General features: G+C 35.9%; 24 protein-coding genes. 8 read left to right on the top strand and 16 right to left on the bottom strand.

Annotated features, from left to right (window positions below):
- Nucleotides 1-50: 50 nt before the first annotated feature.
- From BC6307_RS05340 to BC6307_RS05315, 7 genes are all read right to left on the bottom strand, one after another.
- The gene (locus BC6307_RS05340) at nt 51-1,211 is read right to left on the bottom strand and encodes an iron-containing alcohol dehydrogenase (protein ID WP_066412045.1); all 1,161 of its coding nucleotides are present in this window, start codon (nt 1,209-1,211) and stop codon (nt 51-53) included.
- Nucleotides 1,212-1,300: 89 nt separating this feature from the next.
- Nucleotides 1,301-2,311, bottom strand: coding sequence for an alcohol dehydrogenase AdhP (gene adhP, locus BC6307_RS05335; RefSeq protein WP_066412239.1), 1,011 nt, complete (start codon nt 2,309-2,311; stop codon nt 1,301-1,303).
- A gap of 257 nt (nt 2,312-2,568) precedes the next feature.
- On the bottom strand, nt 2,569-3,414 hold the full coding sequence (locus BC6307_RS05330) for a gamma-glutamylcyclotransferase family protein (RefSeq protein WP_066412062.1): 846 nt from the start codon (nt 3,412-3,414) through the stop codon (nt 2,569-2,571).
- Nucleotides 3,415-3,448: 34 nt separating this feature from the next.
- The gene (locus tag BC6307_RS05325) at nt 3,449-4,489 is read right to left on the bottom strand and encodes a two-component system sensor histidine kinase NtrB (RefSeq protein WP_066412066.1); all 1,041 of its coding nucleotides are present in this window, start codon (nt 4,487-4,489) and stop codon (nt 3,449-3,451) included.
- A gap of 191 nt (nt 4,490-4,680) precedes the next feature.
- The gene (locus tag BC6307_RS05320; protein WP_066412069.1) at nt 4,681-5,616 is read right to left on the bottom strand and encodes a D-2-hydroxyacid dehydrogenase; all 936 of its coding nucleotides are present in this window, start codon (nt 5,614-5,616) and stop codon (nt 4,681-4,683) included.
- A gap of 157 nt (nt 5,617-5,773) precedes the next feature.
- A complete protein-coding gene (locus BC6307_RS24720) occupies nt 5,774-5,911 on the bottom strand; it encodes a hypothetical protein (RefSeq protein ID WP_157076584.1) in 138 nt (45 codons plus the stop codon).
- A 160-nt stretch (nt 5,912-6,071) separates the two neighbouring features.
- Nucleotides 6,072-7,256, bottom strand: coding sequence for a glycosyltransferase family 4 protein (locus BC6307_RS05315; protein WP_066412072.1), 1,185 nt, complete (start codon nt 7,254-7,256; stop codon nt 6,072-6,074).
- Nucleotides 7,257-7,713: 457 nt separating this feature from the next.
- Here BC6307_RS05315 and BC6307_RS05310 point away from each other — a divergent pair, with 457 nt between their 5' ends.
- Complete coding sequence (locus tag BC6307_RS05310) at nt 7,714-8,325, top strand: serine/threonine protein kinase (RefSeq protein ID WP_066412075.1); 612 nt, start codon at nt 7,714-7,716, stop codon at nt 8,323-8,325.
- A 44-nt stretch (nt 8,326-8,369) separates the two neighbouring features.
- Here the strand turns inward: BC6307_RS05310 and BC6307_RS05305 are convergent, their stop codons facing one another.
- From BC6307_RS05305 to BC6307_RS05285, 5 genes are all read right to left on the bottom strand, one after another.
- A complete protein-coding gene (locus BC6307_RS05305) occupies nt 8,370-8,681 on the bottom strand; it encodes an Mpo1-like protein (RefSeq protein ID WP_066412095.1) in 312 nt (103 codons plus the stop codon).
- A gap of 119 nt (nt 8,682-8,800) precedes the next feature.
- Nucleotides 8,801-9,562 carry a MerR family transcriptional regulator gene (locus tag BC6307_RS05300; protein ID WP_066412102.1) on the bottom strand — a complete coding sequence of 254 codons (762 nt, stop codon included), beginning with the start codon at nt 9,560-9,562 and terminating at the stop codon, nt 8,801-8,803.
- Between the two features lie 93 nt (nt 9,563-9,655).
- The gene (locus BC6307_RS05295; RefSeq protein ID WP_066412104.1) at nt 9,656-9,940 is read right to left on the bottom strand and encodes a TIGR04104 family putative zinc finger protein; all 285 of its coding nucleotides are present in this window, start codon (nt 9,938-9,940) and stop codon (nt 9,656-9,658) included.
- A 14-nt stretch (nt 9,941-9,954) separates the two neighbouring features.
- Entirely contained in the window at nt 9,955-10,488 is a 534-nt protein-coding gene (locus BC6307_RS05290; protein WP_066412106.1) for a GNAT family N-acetyltransferase, read from the bottom strand.
- A gap of 134 nt (nt 10,489-10,622) precedes the next feature.
- The gene (locus BC6307_RS05285; RefSeq protein WP_066412107.1) at nt 10,623-10,967 is read right to left on the bottom strand and encodes a hypothetical protein; all 345 of its coding nucleotides are present in this window, start codon (nt 10,965-10,967) and stop codon (nt 10,623-10,625) included.
- Between the two features lie 169 nt (nt 10,968-11,136).
- On the opposite strand from BC6307_RS05285, the gene BC6307_RS05280 reads away from it, so the two are divergent.
- Nucleotides 11,137-11,775: a queuosine precursor transporter gene (locus BC6307_RS05280; protein WP_066412110.1), complete on the top strand. Its 639-nt coding sequence runs from the start codon at nt 11,137-11,139 to the stop codon at nt 11,773-11,775.
- A gap of 43 nt (nt 11,776-11,818) precedes the next feature.
- On the opposite strand, the gene BC6307_RS05275 is transcribed toward BC6307_RS05280, so the two are convergent.
- Nucleotides 11,819-13,552, bottom strand: coding sequence for an ABC transporter ATP-binding protein (locus BC6307_RS05275; protein ID WP_066412113.1), 1,734 nt, complete (start codon nt 13,550-13,552; stop codon nt 11,819-11,821).
- Nucleotides 13,553-13,791: 239 nt separating this feature from the next.
- Between BC6307_RS05275 and BC6307_RS05270 the strand changes: the two genes are divergently transcribed.
- The 4 genes from BC6307_RS05270 to BC6307_RS05255 are packed head-to-tail and all read left to right on the top strand — an operon-like array spanning nt 13,792 to nt 17,570.
- Nucleotides 13,792-14,892 carry an ABC transporter ATP-binding protein gene (locus tag BC6307_RS05270; RefSeq protein WP_066412116.1) on the top strand — a complete coding sequence of 367 codons (1,101 nt, stop codon included), beginning with the start codon at nt 13,792-13,794 and terminating at the stop codon, nt 14,890-14,892.
- A complete protein-coding gene (locus BC6307_RS05265; protein WP_066412121.1) occupies nt 14,892-15,695 on the top strand; it encodes an ABC transporter permease in 804 nt (267 codons plus the stop codon). Before BC6307_RS05270 ends, BC6307_RS05265 begins: the two co-directional genes overlap by 1 nt.
- A 1-nt stretch (nt 15,696) precedes the next feature.
- On the top strand, nt 15,697-16,500 hold the full coding sequence (locus BC6307_RS05260) for an ABC transporter permease (RefSeq protein WP_066412124.1): 804 nt from the start codon (nt 15,697-15,699) through the stop codon (nt 16,498-16,500).
- Nucleotides 16,497-17,570: an ABC transporter substrate-binding protein gene (locus BC6307_RS05255; protein ID WP_066412127.1), complete on the top strand. Its 1,074-nt coding sequence runs from the start codon at nt 16,497-16,499 to the stop codon at nt 17,568-17,570. The genes BC6307_RS05260 and BC6307_RS05255 overlap by 4 nt, the downstream gene beginning before the upstream one ends.
- 72 nt (nt 17,571-17,642) lie before the next feature.
- On the opposite strand, the gene cobA is transcribed toward BC6307_RS05255, so the two are convergent.
- Genes cobA through nirB form a run of 3 tightly spaced genes read right to left on the bottom strand, consistent with a single transcriptional unit; the run spans nt 17,643 to nt 21,847 of the window.
- Nucleotides 17,643-19,109, bottom strand: coding sequence for a uroporphyrinogen-III C-methyltransferase (cobA, locus tag BC6307_RS05250; protein WP_084380173.1), 1,467 nt, complete (start codon nt 19,107-19,109; stop codon nt 17,643-17,645).
- A gap of 12 nt (nt 19,110-19,121) precedes the next feature.
- Complete coding sequence (gene nirD / locus BC6307_RS05245; protein WP_066412130.1) at nt 19,122-19,433, bottom strand: nitrite reductase small subunit NirD; 312 nt, start codon at nt 19,431-19,433, stop codon at nt 19,122-19,124.
- A gap of 14 nt (nt 19,434-19,447) precedes the next feature.
- Nucleotides 19,448-21,847 carry a nitrite reductase large subunit NirB gene (gene nirB / locus BC6307_RS05240; RefSeq protein WP_066412132.1) on the bottom strand — a complete coding sequence of 800 codons (2,400 nt, stop codon included), beginning with the start codon at nt 21,845-21,847 and terminating at the stop codon, nt 19,448-19,450.
- A 260-nt stretch (nt 21,848-22,107) separates the two neighbouring features.
- Between nirB and BC6307_RS05235 the strand changes: the two genes are divergently transcribed.
- Nucleotides 22,108-22,872: a sirohydrochlorin chelatase gene (locus BC6307_RS05235; protein ID WP_066412133.1), complete on the top strand. Its 765-nt coding sequence runs from the start codon at nt 22,108-22,110 to the stop codon at nt 22,870-22,872.
- Nucleotides 22,869-23,453: a precorrin-2 dehydrogenase/sirohydrochlorin ferrochelatase family protein gene (locus tag BC6307_RS05230; RefSeq protein ID WP_066412150.1), complete on the top strand. Its 585-nt coding sequence runs from the start codon at nt 22,869-22,871 to the stop codon at nt 23,451-23,453. Before BC6307_RS05235 ends, BC6307_RS05230 begins: the two co-directional genes overlap by 4 nt.
- The last annotated feature ends 2 nt before the right edge of the window (nt 23,454-23,455 follow it).

The following is a 23,455-nucleotide window of genomic DNA, read 5'->3' as shown; positions in this document are numbered from 1 at the left end:
CGGAGGTTATATATAGGGAAAAGGTCAGGGGTATAACCCTGACCTTTCAATTATTTCGCTAAAACATATATGTTATAAACGTCTTCCTCATGTAATTTTACAAAATTACCTATTGGCCATCTTTCTGTTGCTTTTCTTGCCATTTCACGGAAATATTGGTCATCGATATTAGCTTCCGAAAGTGTAATTGGCATGCCGATGGACTGGAAGAATTCCTCTGTTTTCTTAATACCAGCAAGAGCTGTTCTTTCTAAATCGTTTAAATCAATTTCTACATTCCATACTCTGTTCGCAAATTGTGCAAAGCGTTGGACATCATGCTTGTACACATATTTCATCCATGCTGGGAAAATAATTGCAAGTCCTGCACCATGTGCAATATCATATATGCCACTTATTTCATGTTCAATATTATGACTTGCCCAATCTCCTGTTCTACCTGTTCCTAATAAGTCATTATGTGCAATCGTTCCAGCCCACATAATTTCTGCTCTAGCATCATAATTTGTTGGCTGTTCTAAAACGATAGGTGCGTTATGAATAATCGATTTTAAAGCGCCTTCACAAAGACGGTCTGTAAAATCTACATTTTTTTCTGTTGTAAAATATCTTTCTAAAATATGAGACATCATATCTGTAATACCACATGCTGTTTGATAGGCAGGTAATGTGTAAGACAGTACAGGATTTAAAATAGCAAACTGTGGTCTTAAAGAATCATGAAGAGCGTCTCGCTTTAACCACCCGTCCTCGTTTGTAATAACTGATCCAGCACTCGATTCACTACCTGCAGCTGGGATCGTTAGTACTACTCCTATCGGTAACGAAGTTTCAATTGGTGTACCTGTATAGAAATCCCATACATCGCCCTCATATTTTGCACCCGCGGCAATTCCCTTTGCAGAATCGATAACACTTCCTCCACCTACAGCTAGAATGAAGTCTATGTTCTGTTCCTTACAAAGTGCTACACCCTCACGAACAAGACTAACTCGTGGATTTGGTTTTACACCACCAAGTTCAACAAATTCTACTCCGTTTTCCTGTAACGACTGGACTACTGTATCATATAAACCACTTTGTTTTATACTTCCACCACCGTAATGTAGAAGAACTTTTTTACTATGTAGAGCTGTTTCTTTACCAACTAATTGTTCTGTGTCTTTCCCAAAAATAATTTTCGTTGCATTTTGAAATGTAAAATTATTCATTGTTGTTCGCCTCCTGTTATCTATAATAGAATGCCACATGTAGTTTAGCAATATTAAAGGTCAGAGCTATACTGCCCTGACCCTATTAATTAAAATTCTATAACGATTCTACCGTTAATTTTCCCTTGTTCAAGATCCTCAAACACACGATTAATATCATCCATTTTCACAGTTTCTATAATCGTTTTCACTTTACCATCCGCTGCAAACTCTAAACATTCTTGAAGGTCTTTTCTTGTACCAACGATGGAACCAACAATACTTACACCGTTTAACACTGTGTCAAATATAGGCACTTCCATCTTTTCAGGCGGCAAACCAACTGCTACACATTTCCCGCCTCTCTTTACAGCTCGATACGCTTCACTAAATGCAGGTTTTGAGACTGCTGTACAAATAGAGGCTTGCACTCCACCAAATTCTCGTTGGATGAAATCTGCAGAATCTTCCACTTTCGGGTTAATCGTTAAATCAGCACTTAAAGAAGTAGCTAATTCTAACTTCTCATCGAAAGTGTCTACTGCCACTACTTTAAATCCCATCGCTTTTGCATATTGAACAGCAAGGTGACCTAAACCACCAATACCATATATCGCTACCCAATCACCAGCTTTTGCTTCCCCAACCTTTAATGCTTTATATGTAGTGACTCCAGCACAAAAGATTGGTGCTGCTTCGACATAACCTAACGCTTCTGGAATTTTTACGACATAACGTCCGTCTGCTAAACAATATTCTGCATAACTACCGTCAACAGAGTAGCCGGCATTTTTTTGGTGATGACATAGTGTTTCTCTCCCTGTTAAACAGTACTCACAATGCCCGCATGCTGTATATAGCCACGGAATACCTACACGGTCTCCTACTTTTAAATGAGAAATATTGCTTCCAATTGCTACAATCTCTCCAACTCCCTCATGTCCAGGGATAAAAGGTAAGGTTGGCTTAACTGGCCAATCTCCGTGGGCAGCATGTAAATCAGTATGACAAACGCCACATGCTTTTATTTTTACTAACACATCATGCTCTTTTACTTCCGGGATTACAACTTCTTCAATAGATAAATCTTTTTTAAATTCTTTTACTACTGCTGCTTTCATTGTTTTCCCATTTCCACAAGCTTCACACATATGTTTTCACCTCAGCAAGTATATTGTAGTTTTCCTACAACACTATTATGGAATATGTCTATTACACTCACAATGAGTTTGTGAATATATTCACAAATAAGACAAGACTTATTGAACAAATTATGTAAAAAGGGCAGAATTATCACTAGCCCTTTTAACGTGTTGAAAAACTGTTGAACAGTAAAATAGATGTTCACAAACTTGCTCAACTATATCTGCCCTTGTAGCTATTCTAAAACATTTGGAAACTTCTTTTTTAATTCCGTTAAATATTCATTACTTAAAAAACCGCTTCCGCCACGAATGATCTCCTTTAAATAATGTGCTGGCGGTGCGCTCTCATCTTTTTTATGAACAACAATGAAGGTTAATACTTCTAACACTTCCTCTTCCATTTCCACTTCTATTACTGCAGGACGATAACAAGAAGCATCTACCCCTTCTCTATCATATAAATATGGTAGTGCATCCGAAGCTAGCTCATACACCTTCCCCTCTACGACACCATCTTCCTCTACGATGTCCGCACGGCCCCCATCTAACGACCGCCATGTAAAACGGAGGGAATAACCAGGAAGCGTACCTTTTCCGGTAACTTTTTGAAAATGATGGTCTACATTTGCCAATTGAAAACGTTCATTATCCATACAACTTCCGTATGCAAAATAATAGAACTTTGGCTTCTTCTCTAATTGATAAACTTTCCAATCACCACCATGTATTTTCCGTTGTAGCATATTGTTATTAACCATAATGTAAACATACGCTTCATATGTACCTTTATCTGTGTTTATAGATTGGCTAACCCGGTCATATAGGTTGTCACTTCTGTGAGCTTGATAACCTTCTAATCTATCCAAGCTAGAAAGCGTATGATCATTTACTTCATATAATTCACCGTACACCCGACCTGTAGAACTCTTTTGAAGTGCTGGATAGTGTAAACCAGTATCATACAAAACACCTGTAGTCCATGCTTGTTCTGCAATTAATCTCGAACTTTCTAATAAACGATGATTGCGCTCATTTTTCCTTAACGTTCCATATACAAAAACGATGTGAGTCGAACCCATGGCTAATCAATCCTTTCTTAGGAAATTGTAAACATTATTTTCTAAAAACGATATTAAATGTCGTTCCTTCAGGTCCCGATAAAAACGAAATTGTTCCATTATTTCTTTTCACAATCGAATAACATATCGGTAGCCCTAAACCCGTCCCATGTTCTTTCGTCGTAAAGAATGGAGCTTCGACATAGCTTTGAATAGTCGAAGGAATTCCGCTTCCTTCATCTCTAATAGATAGAACAACATCCCCATACTCTTCATATGTAATCACTTCTACTTTTTTGTTCGTACCCATCGCGTCTAACGCATTGTTAATTAAATTTAGAAGTAGCTGTCTTATTTCATTTTTGTCAATACTTAAAGGTGAGACTTCTCCTAAATGTAGTACAACCATTTTCCCCTCTTTATTCGCCCTCGTTTCTAACAGAGGGTGCAACGTCTCTATAATTGAATTAATATTACATGTTTCAATTAAACTCGGTTTCTCCTTCGCAATATCGAGAAATTCGGTTATGATTTCATTTACTCTATTAATTTCATCTACCATTAGATGATAGATCTCCTTGTATTGATTTTGTTCATTTCTTTCCATCATTATTTGTAAAAATCCTTTTACTGTTGTAATAGGGTTTCTAACCTCATGTGCCACTCCTGAAGCCATTTCACGAATGACATTCAACTTCTCATAAAATTGTTTGTTCTTCTCATTTTCTTCCTTCTCCGTTATATCGCTAAACATAACAAATGTGCCATATATATTTGGAAACGCTTTAATTTCAAACCAACGTTTGGAATACTTTGCTTGCATTTTCACTTGTTTTGGTTCCTGTTCTTGAAAAGCGTTATGTATTAATTTATATTCCCTCGTTCCTTTATACTTTGGCAAAACATCCCATATACTCATACCTAGCAACTCTTTTTTAGGTTTTTCTTTAAAAGAATGAATTGTTTTTAAAAATGGCTCCGCAGCATCATTTATGAATTCAAATTCCCAATCGGTGTTTAAAAAAAAGCATGGTTCGGTAATATTGTTTAATACTTGAACCATATCAATTTTATTTTTAATGCCATATACTCCCATAGAAAATCCACCCCTTTAACCCTTTAAATTGTTAATGTATGTGTTTATTATAATCTGAAAACTCTTATTTAGAAAGAGAAATATTTTATTGCATACTGCTGTTGAAACTCATCACAAAAAAAGTCCGAAAAGTGAGTCGCTACTCACTTTTCGGACAGCTCTCTTTTTCTCTTCCAGTTAATGAATTTAAACTAATACCCTTTTGTAATATCGACCCTATTCATTAACGGCATCTCATTTTTCAAATTTTGAAATGTTTGTAAAAAACAAGTAATTGCTTCGGAAATCTCCGTTACAGCTGAGATATGTGGCGTTAGCTTGACATCATTTCGTTCCCACAACTTAGAGTTTTCAGGTAAAGGCTCTATTGACGTTACATCTAACACGGCTGACCTCACGTTTCCATCATTTAATGCTTCAATAAGAGCTGCTTCGTCTACTGTTGAACCTCTTCCGACATTGATAAAACCAACATCGTTCATATAACTAAACATTTTTCTATCGAATAGCTTATTCGTTTCTTTAGTATATGGTAACGTGCTAATAATCCAGTTTGCCTTATTCAAAACGGACTCCGCATTTGAGGATTGGACAACCTCTTTGAAGAAGCTTTTTTTCGTTCCACTTTTAGATACACCGTATACATCGGCACCGAAAAAAGAGAACGTTTCTGCTACTTTTTGTCCAATTTCACCTGTACCGAATATAACAAATGTCTCATTTTTTACCATTTTCGGTGTTTTCGGCTCCCATATTTTCTCCATTTGTTTTTCAGCAAAATAATCTTGAAACTGCAAGTCCCGTAGTACGTAACTTAAACAATATTCACTAATTCTTTCTCCGAATGAACATACTGTTCTCGTTAAAATAATATTGGTTTCGAACCAACCGTCAATACCATCTAAATAATTGTTTACACCCGCATTAAATGAATGTACCCACTTAAATTGAGAGGGATGAAAGTGGTCAGAAGGCTTAGAACCAACGTATGCATCTGCCCATCGTAAATCCTCTTCCGTTATTTTATCTAGCGTGACAAAACGAAAATGTTTCATTACTTCCTGTGGTAATTGCTCTTGAAATTGTTGCTCATAATTCCCAGCCACTAATATGTTATTAATATTCATATGCATCCCCCTATTTCACCAATTGTAGGCATTAGGATTTTCCTTATAATCTTTTATCTCTCTTTTATAGTTTATCATTTTATAATAATAGCTCGTCCAGATAAATGTAATGTATACGGTAAGAAAAGTCGATAGTAGAGTTAACATTAAGATTCTTTCATAATTTTGAATCAGCAATATCGAGTAATAAATGTAAAAATGGTCCAATTGCAATAATTGTAGTATAAATAGGTATCGATAAACTAGGCTTAAAGACTCTTTTTATTTTATGCAAATCCTCGATTTCATTACCCACTCCGTCACAACCCCTCTAATCCATATTTCCCGGAAAATATCGATTTTTGTCGTTAATGCAATTAATTATATATAGTTTTTTTATATCTTTTACCCCTGTTTTTTCTGAATATTCTAACATAACATAAATATAATAAAAGGATAGTCCCTCCTCAACAGGCCTATCCTTCTTCATTCCTATTAACTAAATTAAAACTTGTTAGCTGTTCTCGGCAAACTAGTGAATAAATACTTTCTATTTTTTTAGCAAAATTAGTAGAGGAATAATGTTGGATTACTCCAGATCTGGCGTTTTCACTAAACTGTTGGTGTAAATCTTCTTCATTAAGGAGAAAATGAAGCCTCTCTCTAAACTGTTGAAATGTTGTATATTGCCACCCATTAATCCCATCCATTATAACATCATCTAAACAAGGATCCTTTCGACATAATGCAGGCAAACCGCTTGCTAATGCTTCTACATACGTTAACCCTTGTGTTTCACTGTTTGATGCACTAACGAAAACATCACCTATTTGGTAATAAGAAGCAATTTCTTTTGGTGGCACCATTCCTGTAAAAATGATATTATCAAAAACATTTAACTTTTTTGCATATTCTTCTAAACTAGATCGTTGTGGACCATCACCTACAATTAAAAATTTTAACGTTCGACTTTTAAGGCGTGATATATATAATATTAGTTCCTCAATGTTTTTTTCTTTCGCAACTCTGCCAACACATATTAACACCTTGTCGTTAGCGTTTATGCCATGTCTTAATTTGATTTTTTTCTTTATCAGTTCACTCAATGGGTTTATAAATTTTACGACATCTATTCCAGTTGGTACTACATAAATTGGTTGTTTAATTCCATAAACTTCAAGAAGATGCTTAACTTTTTTAGTTGGCGTAATGACCGCATTCACATTTTTCAGCACTTTTCGTGAAAAAACGGCTACCATTGCTTTACCCCATTTTCTATACGGAGAAAAATAATGTGTATAATCTTCATAAACAGTATGGTATGTATGGACAATTGGTATGTTTAATTTTTTCGAGATATAGCGAGCCATTCGAAACGTACTAAATTCACATTGTGAATGAATAATATCAGGTCCCCAATTGATTAGTTCGTCAATATGCTTATTATCAATGGAAAATGCGATTCTTGCACCTGGGTAAATTTTTCCTGCTCCAACAGAGCTTATATACGTTACTTCCCCATTTCTATATGATTTATTAGACAATGTAAGAATTCGTACTTCATGACCTAACTTCTTTAATTCCTTTTGCAATGTAACGACAGAAGTAACAACACCATTAATAACTGGAACATACCATTCGGTTGTAATTAATATTTTCATAACGATTCACCCTATTTCAACTATATTATTAACGCTAAATACTGAACTTGACGCTTTTAAAAAATAAGAGAAATAGTAAAAACACCTTTTTATACTAGTCTAATTAGTATATAAAAGGTGTTTTAAGCTACAGTATGAAAAAGGTAAAAGTTAAGTTAAAGTTATATGTCAATATTGGGTTATTCTTCCCTCCATTGACGATAAACCTAATATTCTATTATAATAGGATTATACAATTTCATTATTTTCCTCTAAAGGGGAGTAGCTTTTACAATATTTGTCGTCATTACAGAGCGCAGGCTCTCGGCAATATTGGCAACTTTCGTTGTTAGCAAGACCTTTACCTAATGGTGAAGGTCTTTTTCTGTTCTCTAAAACCTTCACTATCTATGGTGGAGGTTTTTCTTATTATATTACGTTGTACTTCTAAGCATGCTATATTAGGAGGTTTACGAGCATGAAAACATATAGAGAATTAGCTGCAGGTGTTATTTTTGAAAAGAAAGGTTTCACGATGAAACTTAAAGACAAACCAGAAGAGTTAGAGCTTATTGGGAAAGGAAGGAGTGCTTTTGCTTTTAAAATTCGTTCGACCAATATCGTTTTAAAAGTATTTTTTCCTTCTCACCTATCGATCGTTAATGAGGAAGCAATGATTTATAAAATTCTTAATGGAAATCCGTATTATCCGAAAATGTACGATTACGGTACTAATTTTATCGCAATAGATTACATTGATGGAGATACATTATTTCAATGTCTTACTACCGGTAAGTATATTTCGAAACAACATATTGTAGAAATTGATAGAGCCTTGAAATTAGCAAGAGAAAGTGGCCTGAATCCATCAGATGTTCATTTACGAAACATTTTAATTACAGATGATGGTCATATAAAATTAATTGATGTTGCTCGTTTCCGACAAACGGGAACGTGTACTCAATGGAATGATTTAAAAAGGGCTTACAAATATTATAGAAAGGTGTATTGTCCTAAACAACTTCCTAGCTATCTATTAAACTGTATTGCATTCCTTTACAAAAAAAGAATGCTACGAGTATTGCTGTAATTTATAAAAAGGGTTAGAGAGTTTCTGACCCTTTTTGACTTAATTTAATAAGTGGGTAATACTCGCCTTTTCGTAGCTAGTTCTATACTTTTTAAGAAAAACCATAAAAAACCAGCATAAAAGCCGATATGCGGGTATTTAAATGCTGCTGGTTTATTTCCTTCGAAATAGAAATGTCCAATCCACGAAATTAAATAATGTAGAATAGCAAGGAATATCGTTATTTTTATATCAATAAATAGGAAGATCCAACCCCAAAAAGCAAATAGGAATGCAAAGTAGTGCAATATTTGGTTCCATTTATTTTCATGTACTCTTTGATAGTGAATTAAATCTTTTCTTATTCTTTCTCTCATTCCTTCACCCCCTAAAGCTATTATAGACCACTTTATAAATAAAATTGTAGTTGCAATTTGCACTTTTCCTAAACATCAAAAAAACAAAAAGCATGCCGAGACGGACATGCCTTTCATTCTTATTTTCCTCCACAATAAATGACAATCGCATCTCGGAGAAATTTAGTTCCACCCTGTACAGCCTTATCATAATAAGCAGTAAAACGATCATCGGCAACATACATTTCTGCAAGCCCTATGTGTGCTTCTTTAGAATAGGCTGGCCATGAGTATTCGAGCCATTCTTTATGCTTTGCAGCTAATTGTTGTGCTATCTCAGATTGCGGATCTCCTGTTTCATATGCCTCTTTCAATAGTTCAAAAATCTCTACTCCTAACTTTTCCATTGCCTCATATTTTTCCTGAGTCATTCCCCTTAACTTCGCATTGCTTTCTTCTACTACAGCTTCTCCATACTTCTCACGAATTTCGACTCCGTATTTTTGCTCGTTTTCATTAATCATCTTTTCTTTTAATCCTTCAAATTTTTCATTGTCTTTCATTGGATTCCCTCCACTAACAGAATCAATTGTTTTTTCAATCGTTTCCAATATTTTGTCCAGGCGGGCACGCTTCTTCATTAATTGTTCGTAATGCTGTTGTAATGCTACGTTACGATTAAAGTTTGGTTGATGGATAATTTCCGTTATGTCTTCCAAACTCAGTTCTAGTTCACGATAAAACAAAATTTGTTGGAGTATATCCACTTGATGTTGTCCATATAATCGATACCCTGATGAATTGATTCTTGCCGGCTTTAATAAACCAATTTCATCATAATAACGAAGTGTACGTGAACTTACCCCAGATAGTTGCGCTAATTTTTTCACTGTATATTCCATCGTTCTACCCTCCTGACAATTCCATCATAAACGTTTACGCAACGTAAAGGTCAAGTACAAAAAAACACTCTTTTTATAGAGTGTAATCATTTCCTATATTCTTTTAAACTTTGCTAAGTATGGGATAGCTAGCGTGCAGAAAAACACGATGATGAGACCGAATAACAAAGTAATAAAAAAATTTGAAAACGGTGATAAAAAACGGCCAAAGATGTAAAACGGTAAAACGGTTAGTCCAACGACAATAAACCTTGATGAAAATGTGATTTTATGTTCTGCCCCACAAAAGTCACAAGGTATAGGTTTATAACCTAAAAGAATACTTTTATATATTTTCCCCCATCTATACTTTTTGTTACAACCTTCACACGTAAACATACTTTCACCTCTTTCTATAAAAATGCTTTACTATATTCCACGACTCCCGAAACATTTTTTAAGGCGTCTTTCTTTAATTCTAATGCCATAAAAACTTCATCGGGAACATGAAATGGTGCTTTTATTCCCCAACGGGACGCCTTCTGAAACCCAAACTTCGGATAATAGTTTGGATGACCGAGGACTATAACAGACTCATAGCCTAGTTTACTCGCAATTCGTAAGGATTCTTCTATTAATAACTTACCTACGCCCTTTTTTTGATAAGTTGGTATAACGGAAACAGGTGCTAAGGCAAGTGATTCTATGGAATGTTCTTCATTTATAATAGCTATTTTTGAATAAAGAATGTGCCCAACTATCTGTTCGGTATCTTTATCAATAGCTACTAATGAAAGTTCTCGTATGTATGCGCCCGAGTTTCGAATGTTGGCGACTAAATTATGCTCAGTTTGGTCACTAATACTAACATTTGCAAAAGCGCTTTTTATAACTTGTTCCACATTTTTATAGTCTTGTGTTTGTTCTTCTCTAATAAAAATATTCATCTTATTAACTCCTAGGTTTCGAATGTATAATAGATTTCTTTCTTTTAAATATATAATATTTCTCCTTCTATTAATACCAATTACTGCATAAAAAAAGCCTTACTTTCAAATAAAGTAAAGCAATAATTAAACGTTTAGTAGTATGAGTAAGGATAATAAGGGGTTGGTGCAATATAAGGTAATAGTGCTAATGCAGCAAGTGTTGCAATCGGAAAAGTACGGCGTCTAAATCGGCGAAATCTTCTTCTTGGACGTCCGTAGCCATAGCCTCCGTAATATCGCTGATCTTCTACCGTTTCATTTACTCTATCTAAAACGTCTTCACCAACTAATACTGTGATATTGCTGCTATCAACATCTTCTATAATCCCATCAAAAGAACTACCATCATTCATAGTTAGGGTAACGTGATAAAACTTAAGTTTCACACATTGATCATGTAAGTTTCTCTCTTCGTTATACTGTAATTGTTCCGTCATTTTCAAACCTCCATCTCTTTTTATTACATGATATTCGCCTAATGAAGAGACGTGACAACTAATAAAGTGCTTTGTGATGTCGTTCATTTGCTTTTTCTGCATTCATAAGTATAATAATATAGTCCATTATGTATTTGGATGAATATATATTAAAAGGAACTGATTTACGATGCATTTATTCCTAACTTCTTTCTTCGTTGGGTTTTTAGTATTATCTAATATTATTAGTGTAAAGCTATTTGACTTGTGGGGATTAGCCATCCTACCTGCTGCAGCGATTGTATATGTGTTTACTTATCCGATTACGGACGTGATTGGGGAAGTATACGGAAAAAAAGCTGCTCAACAAACGGTAAAAGCAGGCTTTATCGTTCAAATCTTTGCTAGTATTTTCATTCTTATTGCGATATATTTACCACCTGCACCATTTTTTGCAGACCAAGACGCCTTTTCTGCTATTCTAGGTGGTAGTTTTCGAGTAATTATTGCTAGTTTAACAGCTTATATCGTTAGTCAATTTTTAGATGTTTATATTTTTCATCGATTACGAAGCAAGCACGGTAGTTCTAAACTATGGTTACGCAATAACGCCTCTACTATTTTGAGTCAGTTAGTAGATACTACTGTATTTATTACTGTTGCTTTTTATGGAACAATGCCTACTTCTGCTCTATTGGCACTTATTGCAACGCAGTACATTTTCAAAGTGTTTGTTGCGATTATAGACACGCCACTCGTATACTTCTTAGTGAAGAAAACGAAGGCAGCTGCAAAAAAAGAGGCTGAGACTACTTCCATAAGCGCATAAAAATAAAAAGAAACGTTCAGAAAAAAACTGAACGTTTCTATTTTTATGTTAGTTGTTGTTCAGCAAAAGTACGATACAACGAATGAGACTCTATCAGTTGTTGATGGGTTCCCATTCCCGTTACTTTTCCTTTTTCTATGAAAATAATGTTGTCTGCATCGACGATTGTTGATAACCGATGGGCAATGACAAATGTTGTCCGACCTTTCATTAGTCGAGAGAGAGCACTTTGTACAACACTTTCTGATTGACTGTCTAGGCTCGCGGTAGCTTCATCCATCATAAGAATTTTCGGATCACGTAAAAATGCTCGTGCAATCGCAATTCGCTGACGTTGGCCACCTGATAGCTTCACCCCTCGCTCGCCTACTTCTGTATCCAGTCCTTTTGGAAATTCTTTAATAAACTCATCTGCATATGCCATTTTAGCAACTTCCCATAATCGTTCATCACGTATGTCCTCCCAGCCTTCTAATCCGTAGCACAAATTCGCACGAATCGTTCCAGCCATCATCGCACTTTCTTGAGAAACATAACCAATTTGACTTCGCCATGACTGTAACGATAGCTGATGAATAGGAGTGCCACCGATTAAAATAACTCCAACTGTTGGTTCGTAATAGCGCTCTAACAGGGCAAACATTGTCGTTTTCCCACCGCCGCTTGGACCAGCAAAGGCGATCATTTGACCCGGCTTCGCCTCAAAAGATACATCGTAAATAACAGGCTCTTCCTCCCCATAAGCAAAAGACACATTTGCTACTCGAACCGGCATATTCGATATATCTAGATGCAAACCTTCCTGTCCTTCCTCTAACGGCAAATCGATAATGTCGATAATCCGTTCCGTCGCTCCTTTCGCTTTTTGTAATTGCGTAAAGAACATTGCAAATGAAGTTATTGGATAAATGATTTGGAATAAATACAATAGAAATGCAACTAACGAACCAGTTGACATCGTTCCATTCGCCACTCGAATTCCACCGTATCCAATAATGACAACAATAACAATCATGACGATTGAATACATGAAAGGACCAATAAGGGCGAAGATTTTAGCTTCTCTCAAGCCAAATTGCAATAAGTTTTTAATACCGTTAATTCCTTTATTTTCTTCAAACTTCTCTGCGTTAGACGATTTCATTAATCGAATTTCACTTAATGTTTGTTGTATACTACCTGTAAACTTCGCTGTTTCGTCTTGTAACCCTCGAGATATTTTCGCCATCCTACTTCCAAGGGGAATCATAATAACCATTGTTAATGGAACGGAGATTAACATTAGTAACGTCATTTTCCAGTCCATAATAAGTAAAATAATGACCGCACCAATGATGGAAATGACACCTGATACAAACTGAGGGAAATGACTTGATATTAGATCCTTCACAATTCCAGTATCGTTTACGACTCTACTAACCGACTCACCACTTTGTTGTTTATCAAAGTAGCTTACTGGTAAACGAATAAGTTTTTTCCACATTTTCTCCCGAAGACGAGATACTATTGTTTGTCCAACGGAAGCTAATAAATAGGTAGACACACCGTCGATTACACCTTGTAAAATAAAAACTGCTGCAATAGCAATAATAATGGAAACACTAATAGTCGCTGTCGAAAAACCATCCACTAGCTCCCTCGTTAAAAGTGGAATGGAAAGTCCAACAATTGTTGTTATAATACTTCCGATTAGCCCGATTGTTAGTGCTACTTTTGGAATTTTTGTAGATACTATTAGGGATAGAAATGGTTTTACTCCACTTTTTTCTTGTTTCATTACGATTTTCTCCTTCAATTATTCATGTACTATCATAATGTTTTTAGCTTCATTTTGCACATAATTACCTTTTCTCACTCAATAATGATTCGAATGTAAAAATAATTTTATTTTATTGACGCAAAGGTTATTGTATTTTCGGTGTGAAGGTGTATAATTTTTCTCTGAATGAATAGTTAAATCTTACTAGGATTATACTTATCTATTCTTTTTTTACCTTTTAAGATAAGGAGGCAATCATGAATAGTTCTTCAATTATTGAGTTTAAAAATGTAACAAAACAATATGATAACGACCCAGCTGTTTTAGATAATGTGAGTTTCGAAATAGAAAGAGGGAAGTTTTATACTTTATTAGGTCCTTCCGGTTGTGGAAAAACAACAATATTGCGACTCATTGCTGGTTTTACCGAGGCATCATCTGGTGATATTTTCTTTAACTGTGAGCGTATTAATGATTTACCAGCAAACAAACGGCAAGTAAATACTGTATTCCAAGATTATGCACTGTTTCCTCATTTAAATGTGTTTGAAAATGTAGCGTTTGGATTACGTATTAAAAAGTGGAAGAAATCCGACATCGATGAAAAAGTAAAAGAAGCTCTACACTTCGTAAACCTTGATGGATACGAAACGAGAGAAATTAAAGAAATGTCAGGCGGGCAAAGGCAACGTGTAGCAATTGCGAGGGCAATCGTAAATGAGCCAGAGGTCATACTTTTAGACGAACCACTTTCCGCACTAGATTTAAAGCTACGTACGGAAATGCAGTATGAATTACGTGAACTTCAACGTAATCTCGGTATTACGTTTATTTTTGTTACTCATGATCAAGAGGAAGCACTTGCGATGAGTGATGAAATTTTCGTTCTAAACAAAGGTAAAATCGAGCAAAGTGGTAGCCCTACAGATATTTATGATGAACCGATTAACCGATTTGTTGCTGATTTCATCGGTGAATCAAACATTGTAAAAGGAACGATGGTAAAGGATTACGTAGTACAATTTACTGGAAAACAGTTTGAATGTGTGGACCAAGGATTAAATGAAAACGAACCTGTTGAAATTGTTATCCGCCCGGAAGATTTAGAGATTACTACTTTAGAAAATGGCAAGCTGCAAGTAGAAGTGGATTCCCAGCTATTCCGTGGCGTTCACTACGAGCTTTCCTGTTACGATGACGACGGTAATGAATGGCTAGTCCATTCCACGAAAAAAGCTTCCGTCGGTGAAAAAATTGGACTTTATTTTGATCCAGAAGCGATTCACGTAATGCGCTTAGGTGAGACGGAAGAAGAGTTCGATCGCCGTTTAGAAGCGTATAAGGAAGGCGACGAATAATGAACCGTAGTAATTCACGCCAATGGTATACAATTCCTTACATGTTATGGATGATTTTCTTTGTCATTGCGCCGATTCTGTTAGTTGTTTACTATTCATTTTTAGATTTGGATGGGCAGTTTTCACTAGCAAACTATCAAAAGTTTTTCACTCCTGTATACATACAAATGGCATTTAGCTCATTTTGGTATGCGTTTTTAATTACACTGATTTCATTCATTGTCGCTTATCCTACCGCTTTACTTTTAACAAGGACAAAGCATAAACATTTATGGTTATTACTTATCATCGTTCCTTCATGGATTAACTTACTTTTAAAGGCATATGCATTTTTAGGTATTTTTGGTACGTACGGGATGACGAATCACTTTTTAGAGATAATTGGCATCGGTAGTCAACAAATTCTCTTTACAGATTTCAGCTTTATTTTCGTATCTGTTTATATTTTTATTCCATTTATGATATTACCGATCTTCAACTCTTTAGATCAATTAAACCCTACACTTGTAGATGCGGCCAAAGACTTGGGAGCGTCGAAATGGACAACCTTTTCTAGAGTTATTTTCCCGTTAACACTTGAAGGAGTAAAAGCAGGCTGTCAAGTTGTATTCATTCCTGCCCTATCTCTATTTATGTTAACGAGATTAATAGCTGGAAATCGAGTAATTACGCTCGGTACAGCGATCGAGCAACATTTCCTTGTGACACAAGATTGGGGAATGGGATCAACCATTGCTGTTTTCTTAATATTGATCATGTTCGGAATCATGGCACTCACTAGTAATCGAAAGAGGAGTGTGTAGAATGAAAGAAAAGTTATCTCCCTTTTCCAAACTTTTTTTAATTTTTATTTTCCTTATACTTTATACACCGATATTTTTCTTAATTTTCTACTCGTTTAATAGCGGTGGCACGATGTATAACTTTGAAAGTTTCACACTAGATTGGTATCGTGAATTATTTACAGATTATCGATTGTTAATCATTGTTTTAAATACTCTAGTTGTTGCGTTACTATCTGCTCTCATAGCAACCATTATTGGCGTTTTAGGAGCGTTATGGATTCATTCATTTAGACGAAGAGCGACAAGAAATATGTTAATGTCGTTTAATAATGTTCTTATCGTCAGTCCAGACGTTATTATTGGGGCGTCATTTTTAATACTATTTACCGTTACTGGTTACAAGTTAGGTTTTTACTCTGTTCTTTTATCCCATATTGCATTTAGTGTGCCGATTGTCGTACTAATGGTTTTACCTAAGTTAAACGAAATGAGTTCTTCATTAGTAGACGCGGCACGTGATCTAGGTGCAAATAGTTGGGATGTTTTAACGAAAGTAATATTGCCGTATTTAACCCCTGGTATTATGGCTGGGTTCTTTATGGCGTTAACTTTTTCTTTAGATGATTTCGCCGTAACGTTTTTCGTAACAGGTAATGGATTTAGTACGTTATCGGTAGAAATTTATTCTTTGGCACGTCGCGGTGTTTCATTAAACATTAATGCGTTATCAACGTTGCTATTCCTATTTACTATTATTCTCGTTATTGTCTATTACTTCATTGCACAACGTTCTAAGTCTACGGTAATGGGGGTACGAAAATGAAGAAACTTATTCAGTTTTTCGTTTTAATTGTTGCCGTATCCGCTCTTTTATTATGGAGTATTGCGAAATTAAATGACTCTCAAGGATACTCTAGCGGTAATACGCTAACGATCTACAATTGGGGCGATTACATCGATCCTGATTTAATTAGTTTATTTACGGAAGAAACTGGAATTAGTGTCATATACGAAACGTTTGACTCGAACGAAGCAATGATGACGAAAATTCAGCAAGGTGGTACATCGTATGATATTGCCGTACCTTCCGAATATATGATTGAAAAGATGATTGAAGAGGATCTTTTATTACCTATTGAACACGATAAAATACCAAATTTATCGAACATCGATGAAAGATTTATAGATTTACCTTTTGACCCAGAAAACAAATATTCTGTTCCTTACTTTTGGGGAACTGTAGGCATTGTGTATAACACTGCCATGCTACCAGGTATCGAAATTACAAGCTGGAATGACCTGTGGGATCCTACTTTTAAAAACGAGATACTTTTAACAGATGGTGCTCGGGAAGTCATTGGGATGGGATTAAATAGTCTAGGCTATTCATTAAATGATACGAATAGAGAACATCTTCTTGAAGCAAAAAGCAAACTAGACCTTTTGACTCCGAATATTAAAGCAATCGTTGGTGATGAAATAAAAATGCTCATCGCAAACGAAGAAGCCGCTATTGGGCTCGTTTGGTCCGGCGATGCGGCGGATATGATGTGGGAAAATGATAACTTAGACTATGTTGTACCTATTGAAGGTTCAAATCTTTGGTTTGATAATATGGTTATCCCAAAAACAGCGAAAAATATCGAGGCTGCTCACATGTTTATTAACTTTATTTTAGATGCTGAAATTGCAGCGATAAATACGGAATGGGTAAGTTATTCTACTCCGAACAAAGAGGCTCTAGCTTTTATGCCGGAAGATATGACGGAAGATGAGCGTTTTTATCCACCTGAAGAGTTAACAGAAAAACTTGAGGTGTATGAAAATATCGGGAAGTGGAATTTAGCTTATTATAACGAACTGTTTTTAGAGTTTAAAATGCATCGGAAATAGTGGAAAAAAAAAGTAGGTCAGTCTTCAATTAGAAGCTGACCTATTTTTGTTTGGCTGTTTTTGCAGTGTTTATTATTTACTTAATTGGAGAACTCTTGGATTATATTCCTTTTGTTTTTCTTTTAAAGATAATAGTTTTCGATTATTGTTCAACCATTTATTTAGTTCTTCTTGGACTTCGTTATCAACTTCGGTAAATCCATGTTGTTCCGCGTATGCTTTTACTGATTTACCAATGTAAGCAAATTTTAGTGTCTCTAATGGTAAACCTAATACTTTTGCTTCTTTTATAAAAGTATGAACGGAGGCTCGATTAGGGAATATAATCGTTTCCCAATGATCTTCTTCTATTAATCTCGTTTCAACTTCTGTAAAACGTTCGTCACGAACGAGACGATGAGTTACTATCGATACTGGATGGTGTGGTGACTGTTTCCCATATTGAGAACCTATTACAACCATTCCTTCTTCTAATTCCGTTACTAACGTTCCCCTTATTCCACTTGATTGAAGCGCACGTAACGTTTTTTCTGTTAAACAACCAATCATTCTTGGCAAATCTCGGACATCATACCCGTATCCGAATAATGAATCTATTAAAATATCAACACTTTCCGGCACAGTTATGAGTAATTTTTCGGTCTTTAATACTTTTTCTATATCATCTACTGATAGAGGTACTATTTCTTTCTTCAAAGTCGGGAATGCATATGCTTCTGATCCTAACCCTAATAAATATTGTTCTAGTTCACTATCTTCACTTGTTGCTTTTGCTATTAAAATACGTTTTCCGAAAAGTGACTTCTCTTCAAACCAGGATAGCTTTTCTCTTAAAGAAACGACATCACCAATTAACGTCATGGCAGGGTTTTGAATGTTTTTGTCTTTTACTATATTTGTAATGGTACTTAATGTACCGACCACTGTACGTTGTTTTCCAGTAGTTGCCCACTCAATGACAGCTACTTTCGTTTCAGGAGACAAACCTTCCTTGATTAAATGTTCACAATGATGTGGTAAATTTTTCACTCCCATATAGTAGGCAATCGTGTCCCCGTGCTCATCTTTTTCACGATTGTAGTTCGCGTTATTATTACAATAGTGTCCAGTTCGCACTGTGAAGCTCGTACTATATTCACGATGCGTTACAGGAAAACCTGCATAGCTAGCAGCAGCGATACTAGAAGTTACACCAGGTACAATCTCGTAGTTAATATTCGCTTCTTTAACAGCTTCAGCCTCTTCTCCTACTCGGCCAAAAACGGATGGATCGCCACCTTTTAGTCTAACAACTCGTAATCCTTTTAGAGCATATTCTACTAACGCGACGTTAATCATTTCTTGACGCATGACGTGACGATTAGGTAGCTTGCCGCAATAGATAAATTCACAATTACCATTTGCGTAACGTAACAACCTAGGATTAACTAATCGATCGTATAAAATGACGTCAGCTTTTTCAATACAACGTATTCCTTTTTCTGTAATTAATCCGATATCACCAGGTCCTGCTCCAACAAACGATACAAATCCATTCATTTTATTAGCCTCCTAGAAAGTGATGTACACTTCCCCATTTATTACTTCTGTCTCGTAAACTTCTACTTTCCCCTCATCTGGAGGTTGTACTTCCCCAGTGATGAGCGATACTCTCCAATCCTTTAATGGACAATAAACATATTCTCCTGAAACGATTCCTTCCGCTAACGGTCCGTTCGTATGTGGACAACGACTTCCTATCGCTCGTACATCTCCATTACTTAAATGAAAGAGTGCGATGGATACACCGTTTATTTCTACTTCTTTTCCAATAAGTTTTGGAAGATCCTTCAAATCTATTACTTTTATTTTTGTAGCAATCATTATAGGGCCCCTCCTTATTTTCTCGTCACTTCATATATTTTTTTATTATCTGTTTTACTCATTTTGCTCCATGCCTCTTCATACGTAGCACGAGCTTGGTCAAATTTTTCCACTAATTCATTTCGGCGAGTCTCATCAAGTAACACTTTTCTAATGTGCGTTACACCTAGACGCTCCACCCACGGTGCAGTACGCTCCCCATACACACCAGTTTCACGGTAATATTGCATATACGCTTTCGCAAATAAGACTACTTCATCTTCTGTTCTCACTGTTGTTAGAAGATCACATTCACGCACTTCGGTACCGCCATTTCCACCTACATACAGCTGATAACCGTTTTCTACACAAACGACTCCATAATCTTTTGTTAACACTTCTGCACAGTTACGTGGGCAACCGGTAACACCCATTTTCATTTTATGTGGCGTATCTACCATTTCTAATTCTTGCTCTAAACGAATTCCTAAACCTAGTGAATCTTGTGTACCAAATCGGCAGAATCTTGAACCTACACAAGATTTTACGTTACGTAATGATTTTGAGTATGCATAACCAGAACTCATTCCTAAGTCTTGCCACACTTGCGGTAAATCTTCTTTTTTCACACCGTATAGTCCAATTCGGCTAGCACCTGTGACCTTTACTAATGGAACTTCGTATTTCTTCGCTACTTCTCCCATACGAATTAACTCATCCGCCGTTGTTGTTCCCCCGTACATACGAGGAATAACAGAGAATGTCCCGTTATTTTGGATGTTTCCTTCCATACGTTCGTTAACGAAACGAGATGCTTTGTCATCTTCGTACGTTTCAGGATAAAGCATACGCATATAATAGTTCAGAGCCGGACGACATTTGGAGCATCCTTCTGGGTTTGAAAATTCTAGAACATAGCGTACTTCTACTGGAGATTGAAGACCTTTTTCTTTTATTTGCTCTACTACTTCATCACGGCTTAACGAAGTACATTCACACATTCCCGTTGTTTGTGCAGCTGCATCAAATGAATCACCAAGTGTATGAGCTAAAATATCTTCTACAACTGGTTTACATTTACCGCAAGAGCCTCCAGCTTTTGTACATTTTTTTACATCTTCATACGTTGTTAATCCTTGCTCTAAAATTGCTTGAACGATGTTTCCTTTCGTAACCCCGTTACAGCCACAAACAGTTTCTTCCGCAGGCATTTCCGCTACGAGACTAGCATTATCTCCTTCACCTGCTTTTTGTAAGATTGAAGCTCTCGTGAACTCAGAAATGTCAGTCCCTTTTTTCATCATGGAGAATAAGCGATTCCCGTCTGACGTGTCTCCATACAATACGATTCCAACAATTTTATTTTCTTTCACGAGTACTTTCTTATAAACTTTTGCCGCTGTGTCATGTACGACAATCGCGTCTGTATCATCATTTTCAAGTATTTGACCTGCCGAGAATAAGTCACAACCTGAAACTTTTAATTGAGTGGATAATAAGCTACCTTTATAACCTTCTGTCGGATTACCTACTAAATAGTCAGCTAGTGCAACACCTTGCTCGTAAAGAGGAGCTACTAAACCGTAAGCAATTCCGTTATGCTCCGCACATTCTCCTACTGCATAAATAGATGGAGCAGAAGTTCTCATCACATCATCAACGATAATGGCACGGTTTACTTCAAGCCCAGCTTCGTTTGCTAGGGCTATATTCGGACGAATACCAACCGCCATCACGACTAGGTCACATTCAATAGTCGTGCCATCGCTAAATTTTAAGCCTTCTACATGTTCTGTTCCTAAAATTTCAGATGTTTGCTTTTCCATTAAAAACTTCATACCTTGTTTTTCAAGGTCTTTTTTCAGTAATCTTGCTGCTGGAGCGTCTAATTGCTGATCCATTAATGTTGATAAAAGGTGTACAACGTGCACTTCCATTCCTTGATCTATTAATCCGCGTGCTGCTTCTAAACCGAGTAGTCCTCCACCAATGACAACGGCTTTAGACTTCGTTTTTGCCATTTCTATCATTGTTTCTGTATCTTTCATCGTACGGAAACCAATAACGCCCTCTAACTCGCTTCCCGGAATTGGTAAAATAAAAGCGCTAGAGCCAGTTGCGATAATGAGCTCATCGAAATAAATTGTCCGCTGTTTATCAGTAGTAACATACTTTTTATTTTTATTAATTTGAACTGCCTTTTCGCCCGTATACAGTGTAATCCCATTCTCACGGTACCATGACCATTCGTTCATAATGATTTCATTCATGTTTGCTTTTCCTTGTAGTACATTGGAAAGCATAATACGGTTATAATTTGGATGTGGCTCGTCCCCTATAATCGTTATTTCAAACCGATCCTTATTTCTTTTTAATATTTCCTCGATACAGCGAATTCCTGCCATGCCGTTACCTATCATTAAGAGCTGCTTCATATTCGTTCCTCCTCTAGCGCGTCCATTTCAAAAAAGTTTGCTCAATATTTCACAAGTATCCTTAAAAAAATATGACTCACACCAACTTGCTCACCTTTTCACAAGTTAGGTTGTTAGTTCTTTATGGTTTTATTATATATCGTGTTAGCAGATCTGTTTGTGCTATTTATCACACTTGAATTAATTTTTGTTCATTGGTTATCTTACCCTCTTTATTGTAAAATGAAAAAATAAGTATGTGTAAGGAGCGAGTTCATCTAGTGAAGAAAGACTATGGAGTATTAGTTATTGCACATGGTACGAAAAATAACCAAGCTAAAATACTGATAGAAAATACTGTTCAAGCTGTTCAAACACCTTTTCCAAAAACGATAGCGTACTTAGAATTTGATAAAGAACAAACTATCTCGAGTGGTATAAGCTTATTAGAAAATATAGGCGTAAACAAAATTATTATCATTCCTTTATTTGTTTCATCAGGAAGTACTCACCTTAATGAAATAAAATATATGCTTGGATTAGATCATTCAACGAACCATCCTGAAATTCAACAAATATCTATAAACACTCCTATTTTATGGTGTAGTCCTATGGATGATGACCCAATTTTGTTCAAATTAATTTTTGAGCAAATAAATATGTTATCCAGCAATTCAAGTGAAGAAAATCTATTACTTATCGCCCATGGAAGTGAACAGGCTTATAATAATCATATTTGGAAACAGCTTTTAGAGAAATTAAAACAAAAAATCGAACATCACTACTCTTTTTCTGCCATTAGCTATGCAACTCTACACCCTGATAATGTTACATTCGTTGCAAAGAGATTATTACGAAATGGAAAAAAACTAATAGCTATCCCGCTCGTTATTAGCCAAGGCTACTTAACAGAAAAAAAGATACCATCTAAGTTAGATGGGTTAGACGTAATGTGGAATGGTCAAACGTTAATCCCTCATCCTCTTATGACTTCATGGCTTGAAGCTAAAATTTCTGAGAGAATTGTTCAGGAGGAAGAAAGATGACAACACCATTAATGATTAAATTGGATGCGAAAAAATGTGTTATTTTTGGTGGTGGAAAAGTTGCAACGAGAAAGGTGAAATTTTTGCTAGAGGAAGGGGCCGACCTCACCATTATTAGTGAAAACATTTCAGAAGAATTACAAGCACTTATCCCTCGTTTTCACTATGTAAATATATCGATAAATAATTTTGATGAAATACTCACATACATCCCAACTAACTGTTTCCTGGCCGTTGTCGCAACAAACAACCGAGAGTTAAATGAGAGAATTGCAAATAAAGTTAGTATTCATGTTCCTTTAATCAATATAGTAGACAATCAGTACAGCAGTAACTTCTACTTTCCTGCTTACATCAAACAAGGTCATCTTAAGATTGCTGTAAGTACATCCGGTGCAAGTCCAAAATTAGCAAAAACAATAAAACAGCATTTACAAAAGGAATTTGGACCTGAATATAAAGATTATTTGGAGCAGTTACAAACAGAACGTGAATGGGCACTTCGTAACTTACATACCGAAACAGAACGAAAAGCTCATTTACAAAAGATCACTAAATTCCCGTTAAACAAGGAGAGGTAAGA

The organism is Sutcliffiella cohnii, assembly GCF_002250055.1.
GTDB lineage: Bacteria > Bacillota > Bacilli > Bacillales > Bacillaceae_I > Sutcliffiella > Sutcliffiella cohnii.
The sequence above is the reverse complement of the archived record's forward strand: the minus strand, read 5'-3'. Positions and strand labels throughout refer to the sequence as shown.

Excerpts from the sequence above, each read along its gene's own strand:
- BC6307_RS05340 (WP_066412045.1), bottom strand. The coding sequence starts at position 1,211 with ATGAATAATTTTACATTTCAAAATGCAACGAAAATTATTTTTGGGAAA.
- adhP (WP_066412239.1), bottom strand. The coding sequence starts at position 2,311 with ATGAAAGCAGCAGTAGTAAAAGAATTTAAAAAAGATTTATCTATTGAA.
- BC6307_RS05330 (WP_066412062.1), bottom strand. The coding sequence starts at position 3,414 with ATGGGTTCGACTCACATCGTTTTTGTATATGGAACGTTAAGGAAAAAT.
- BC6307_RS05325 (WP_066412066.1), bottom strand. The coding sequence starts at position 4,489 with ATGGGAGTATATGGCATTAAAAATAAAATTGATATGGTTCAAGTATTA.
- BC6307_RS05320 (WP_066412069.1), bottom strand. The coding sequence starts at position 5,616 with ATGAATATTAATAACATATTAGTGGCTGGGAATTATGAGCAACAATTT.
- BC6307_RS05315 (WP_066412072.1), bottom strand. The coding sequence starts at position 7,256 with ATGAAAATATTAATTACAACCGAATGGTATGTTCCAGTTATTAATGGT.
- BC6307_RS05310 (WP_066412075.1), top strand. The coding sequence starts at position 7,714 with ATGAAAACATATAGAGAATTAGCTGCAGGTGTTATTTTTGAAAAGAAA.
- BC6307_RS05305 (WP_066412095.1), bottom strand. The coding sequence starts at position 8,681 with ATGAGAGAAAGAATAAGAAAAGATTTAATTCACTATCAAAGAGTACAT.
- BC6307_RS05300 (WP_066412102.1), bottom strand. The coding sequence starts at position 9,562 with ATGGAATATACAGTGAAAAAATTAGCGCAACTATCTGGGGTAAGTTCA.
- BC6307_RS05295 (WP_066412104.1), bottom strand. The coding sequence starts at position 9,940 with ATGTTTACGTGTGAAGGTTGTAACAAAAAGTATAGATGGGGGAAAATA.
- BC6307_RS05290 (WP_066412106.1), bottom strand. The coding sequence starts at position 10,488 with ATGAATATTTTTATTAGAGAAGAACAAACACAAGACTATAAAAATGTG.
- BC6307_RS05285 (WP_066412107.1), bottom strand. The coding sequence starts at position 10,967 with ATGACGGAACAATTACAGTATAACGAAGAGAGAAACTTACATGATCAA.
- BC6307_RS05280 (WP_066412110.1), top strand. The coding sequence starts at position 11,137 with ATGCATTTATTCCTAACTTCTTTCTTCGTTGGGTTTTTAGTATTATCT.
- BC6307_RS05275 (WP_066412113.1), bottom strand. The coding sequence starts at position 13,552 with ATGAAACAAGAAAAAAGTGGAGTAAAACCATTTCTATCCCTAATAGTA.
- BC6307_RS05270 (WP_066412116.1), top strand. The coding sequence starts at position 13,792 with ATGAATAGTTCTTCAATTATTGAGTTTAAAAATGTAACAAAACAATAT.
- BC6307_RS05265 (WP_066412121.1), top strand. The coding sequence starts at position 14,892 with ATGAACCGTAGTAATTCACGCCAATGGTATACAATTCCTTACATGTTA.
- BC6307_RS05260 (WP_066412124.1), top strand. The coding sequence starts at position 15,697 with ATGAAAGAAAAGTTATCTCCCTTTTCCAAACTTTTTTTAATTTTTATT.
- BC6307_RS05255 (WP_066412127.1), top strand. The coding sequence starts at position 16,497 with ATGAAGAAACTTATTCAGTTTTTCGTTTTAATTGTTGCCGTATCCGCT.
- cobA (WP_084380173.1), bottom strand. The coding sequence starts at position 19,109 with ATGAATGGATTTGTATCGTTTGTTGGAGCAGGACCTGGTGATATCGGA.
- nirD (WP_066412130.1), bottom strand. The coding sequence starts at position 19,433 with ATGATTGCTACAAAAATAAAAGTAATAGATTTGAAGGATCTTCCAAAA.
- nirB (WP_066412132.1), bottom strand. The coding sequence starts at position 21,847 with ATGAAGCAGCTCTTAATGATAGGTAACGGCATGGCAGGAATTCGCTGT.
- BC6307_RS05230 (WP_066412150.1), top strand. The coding sequence starts at position 22,869 with ATGACAACACCATTAATGATTAAATTGGATGCGAAAAAATGTGTTATT.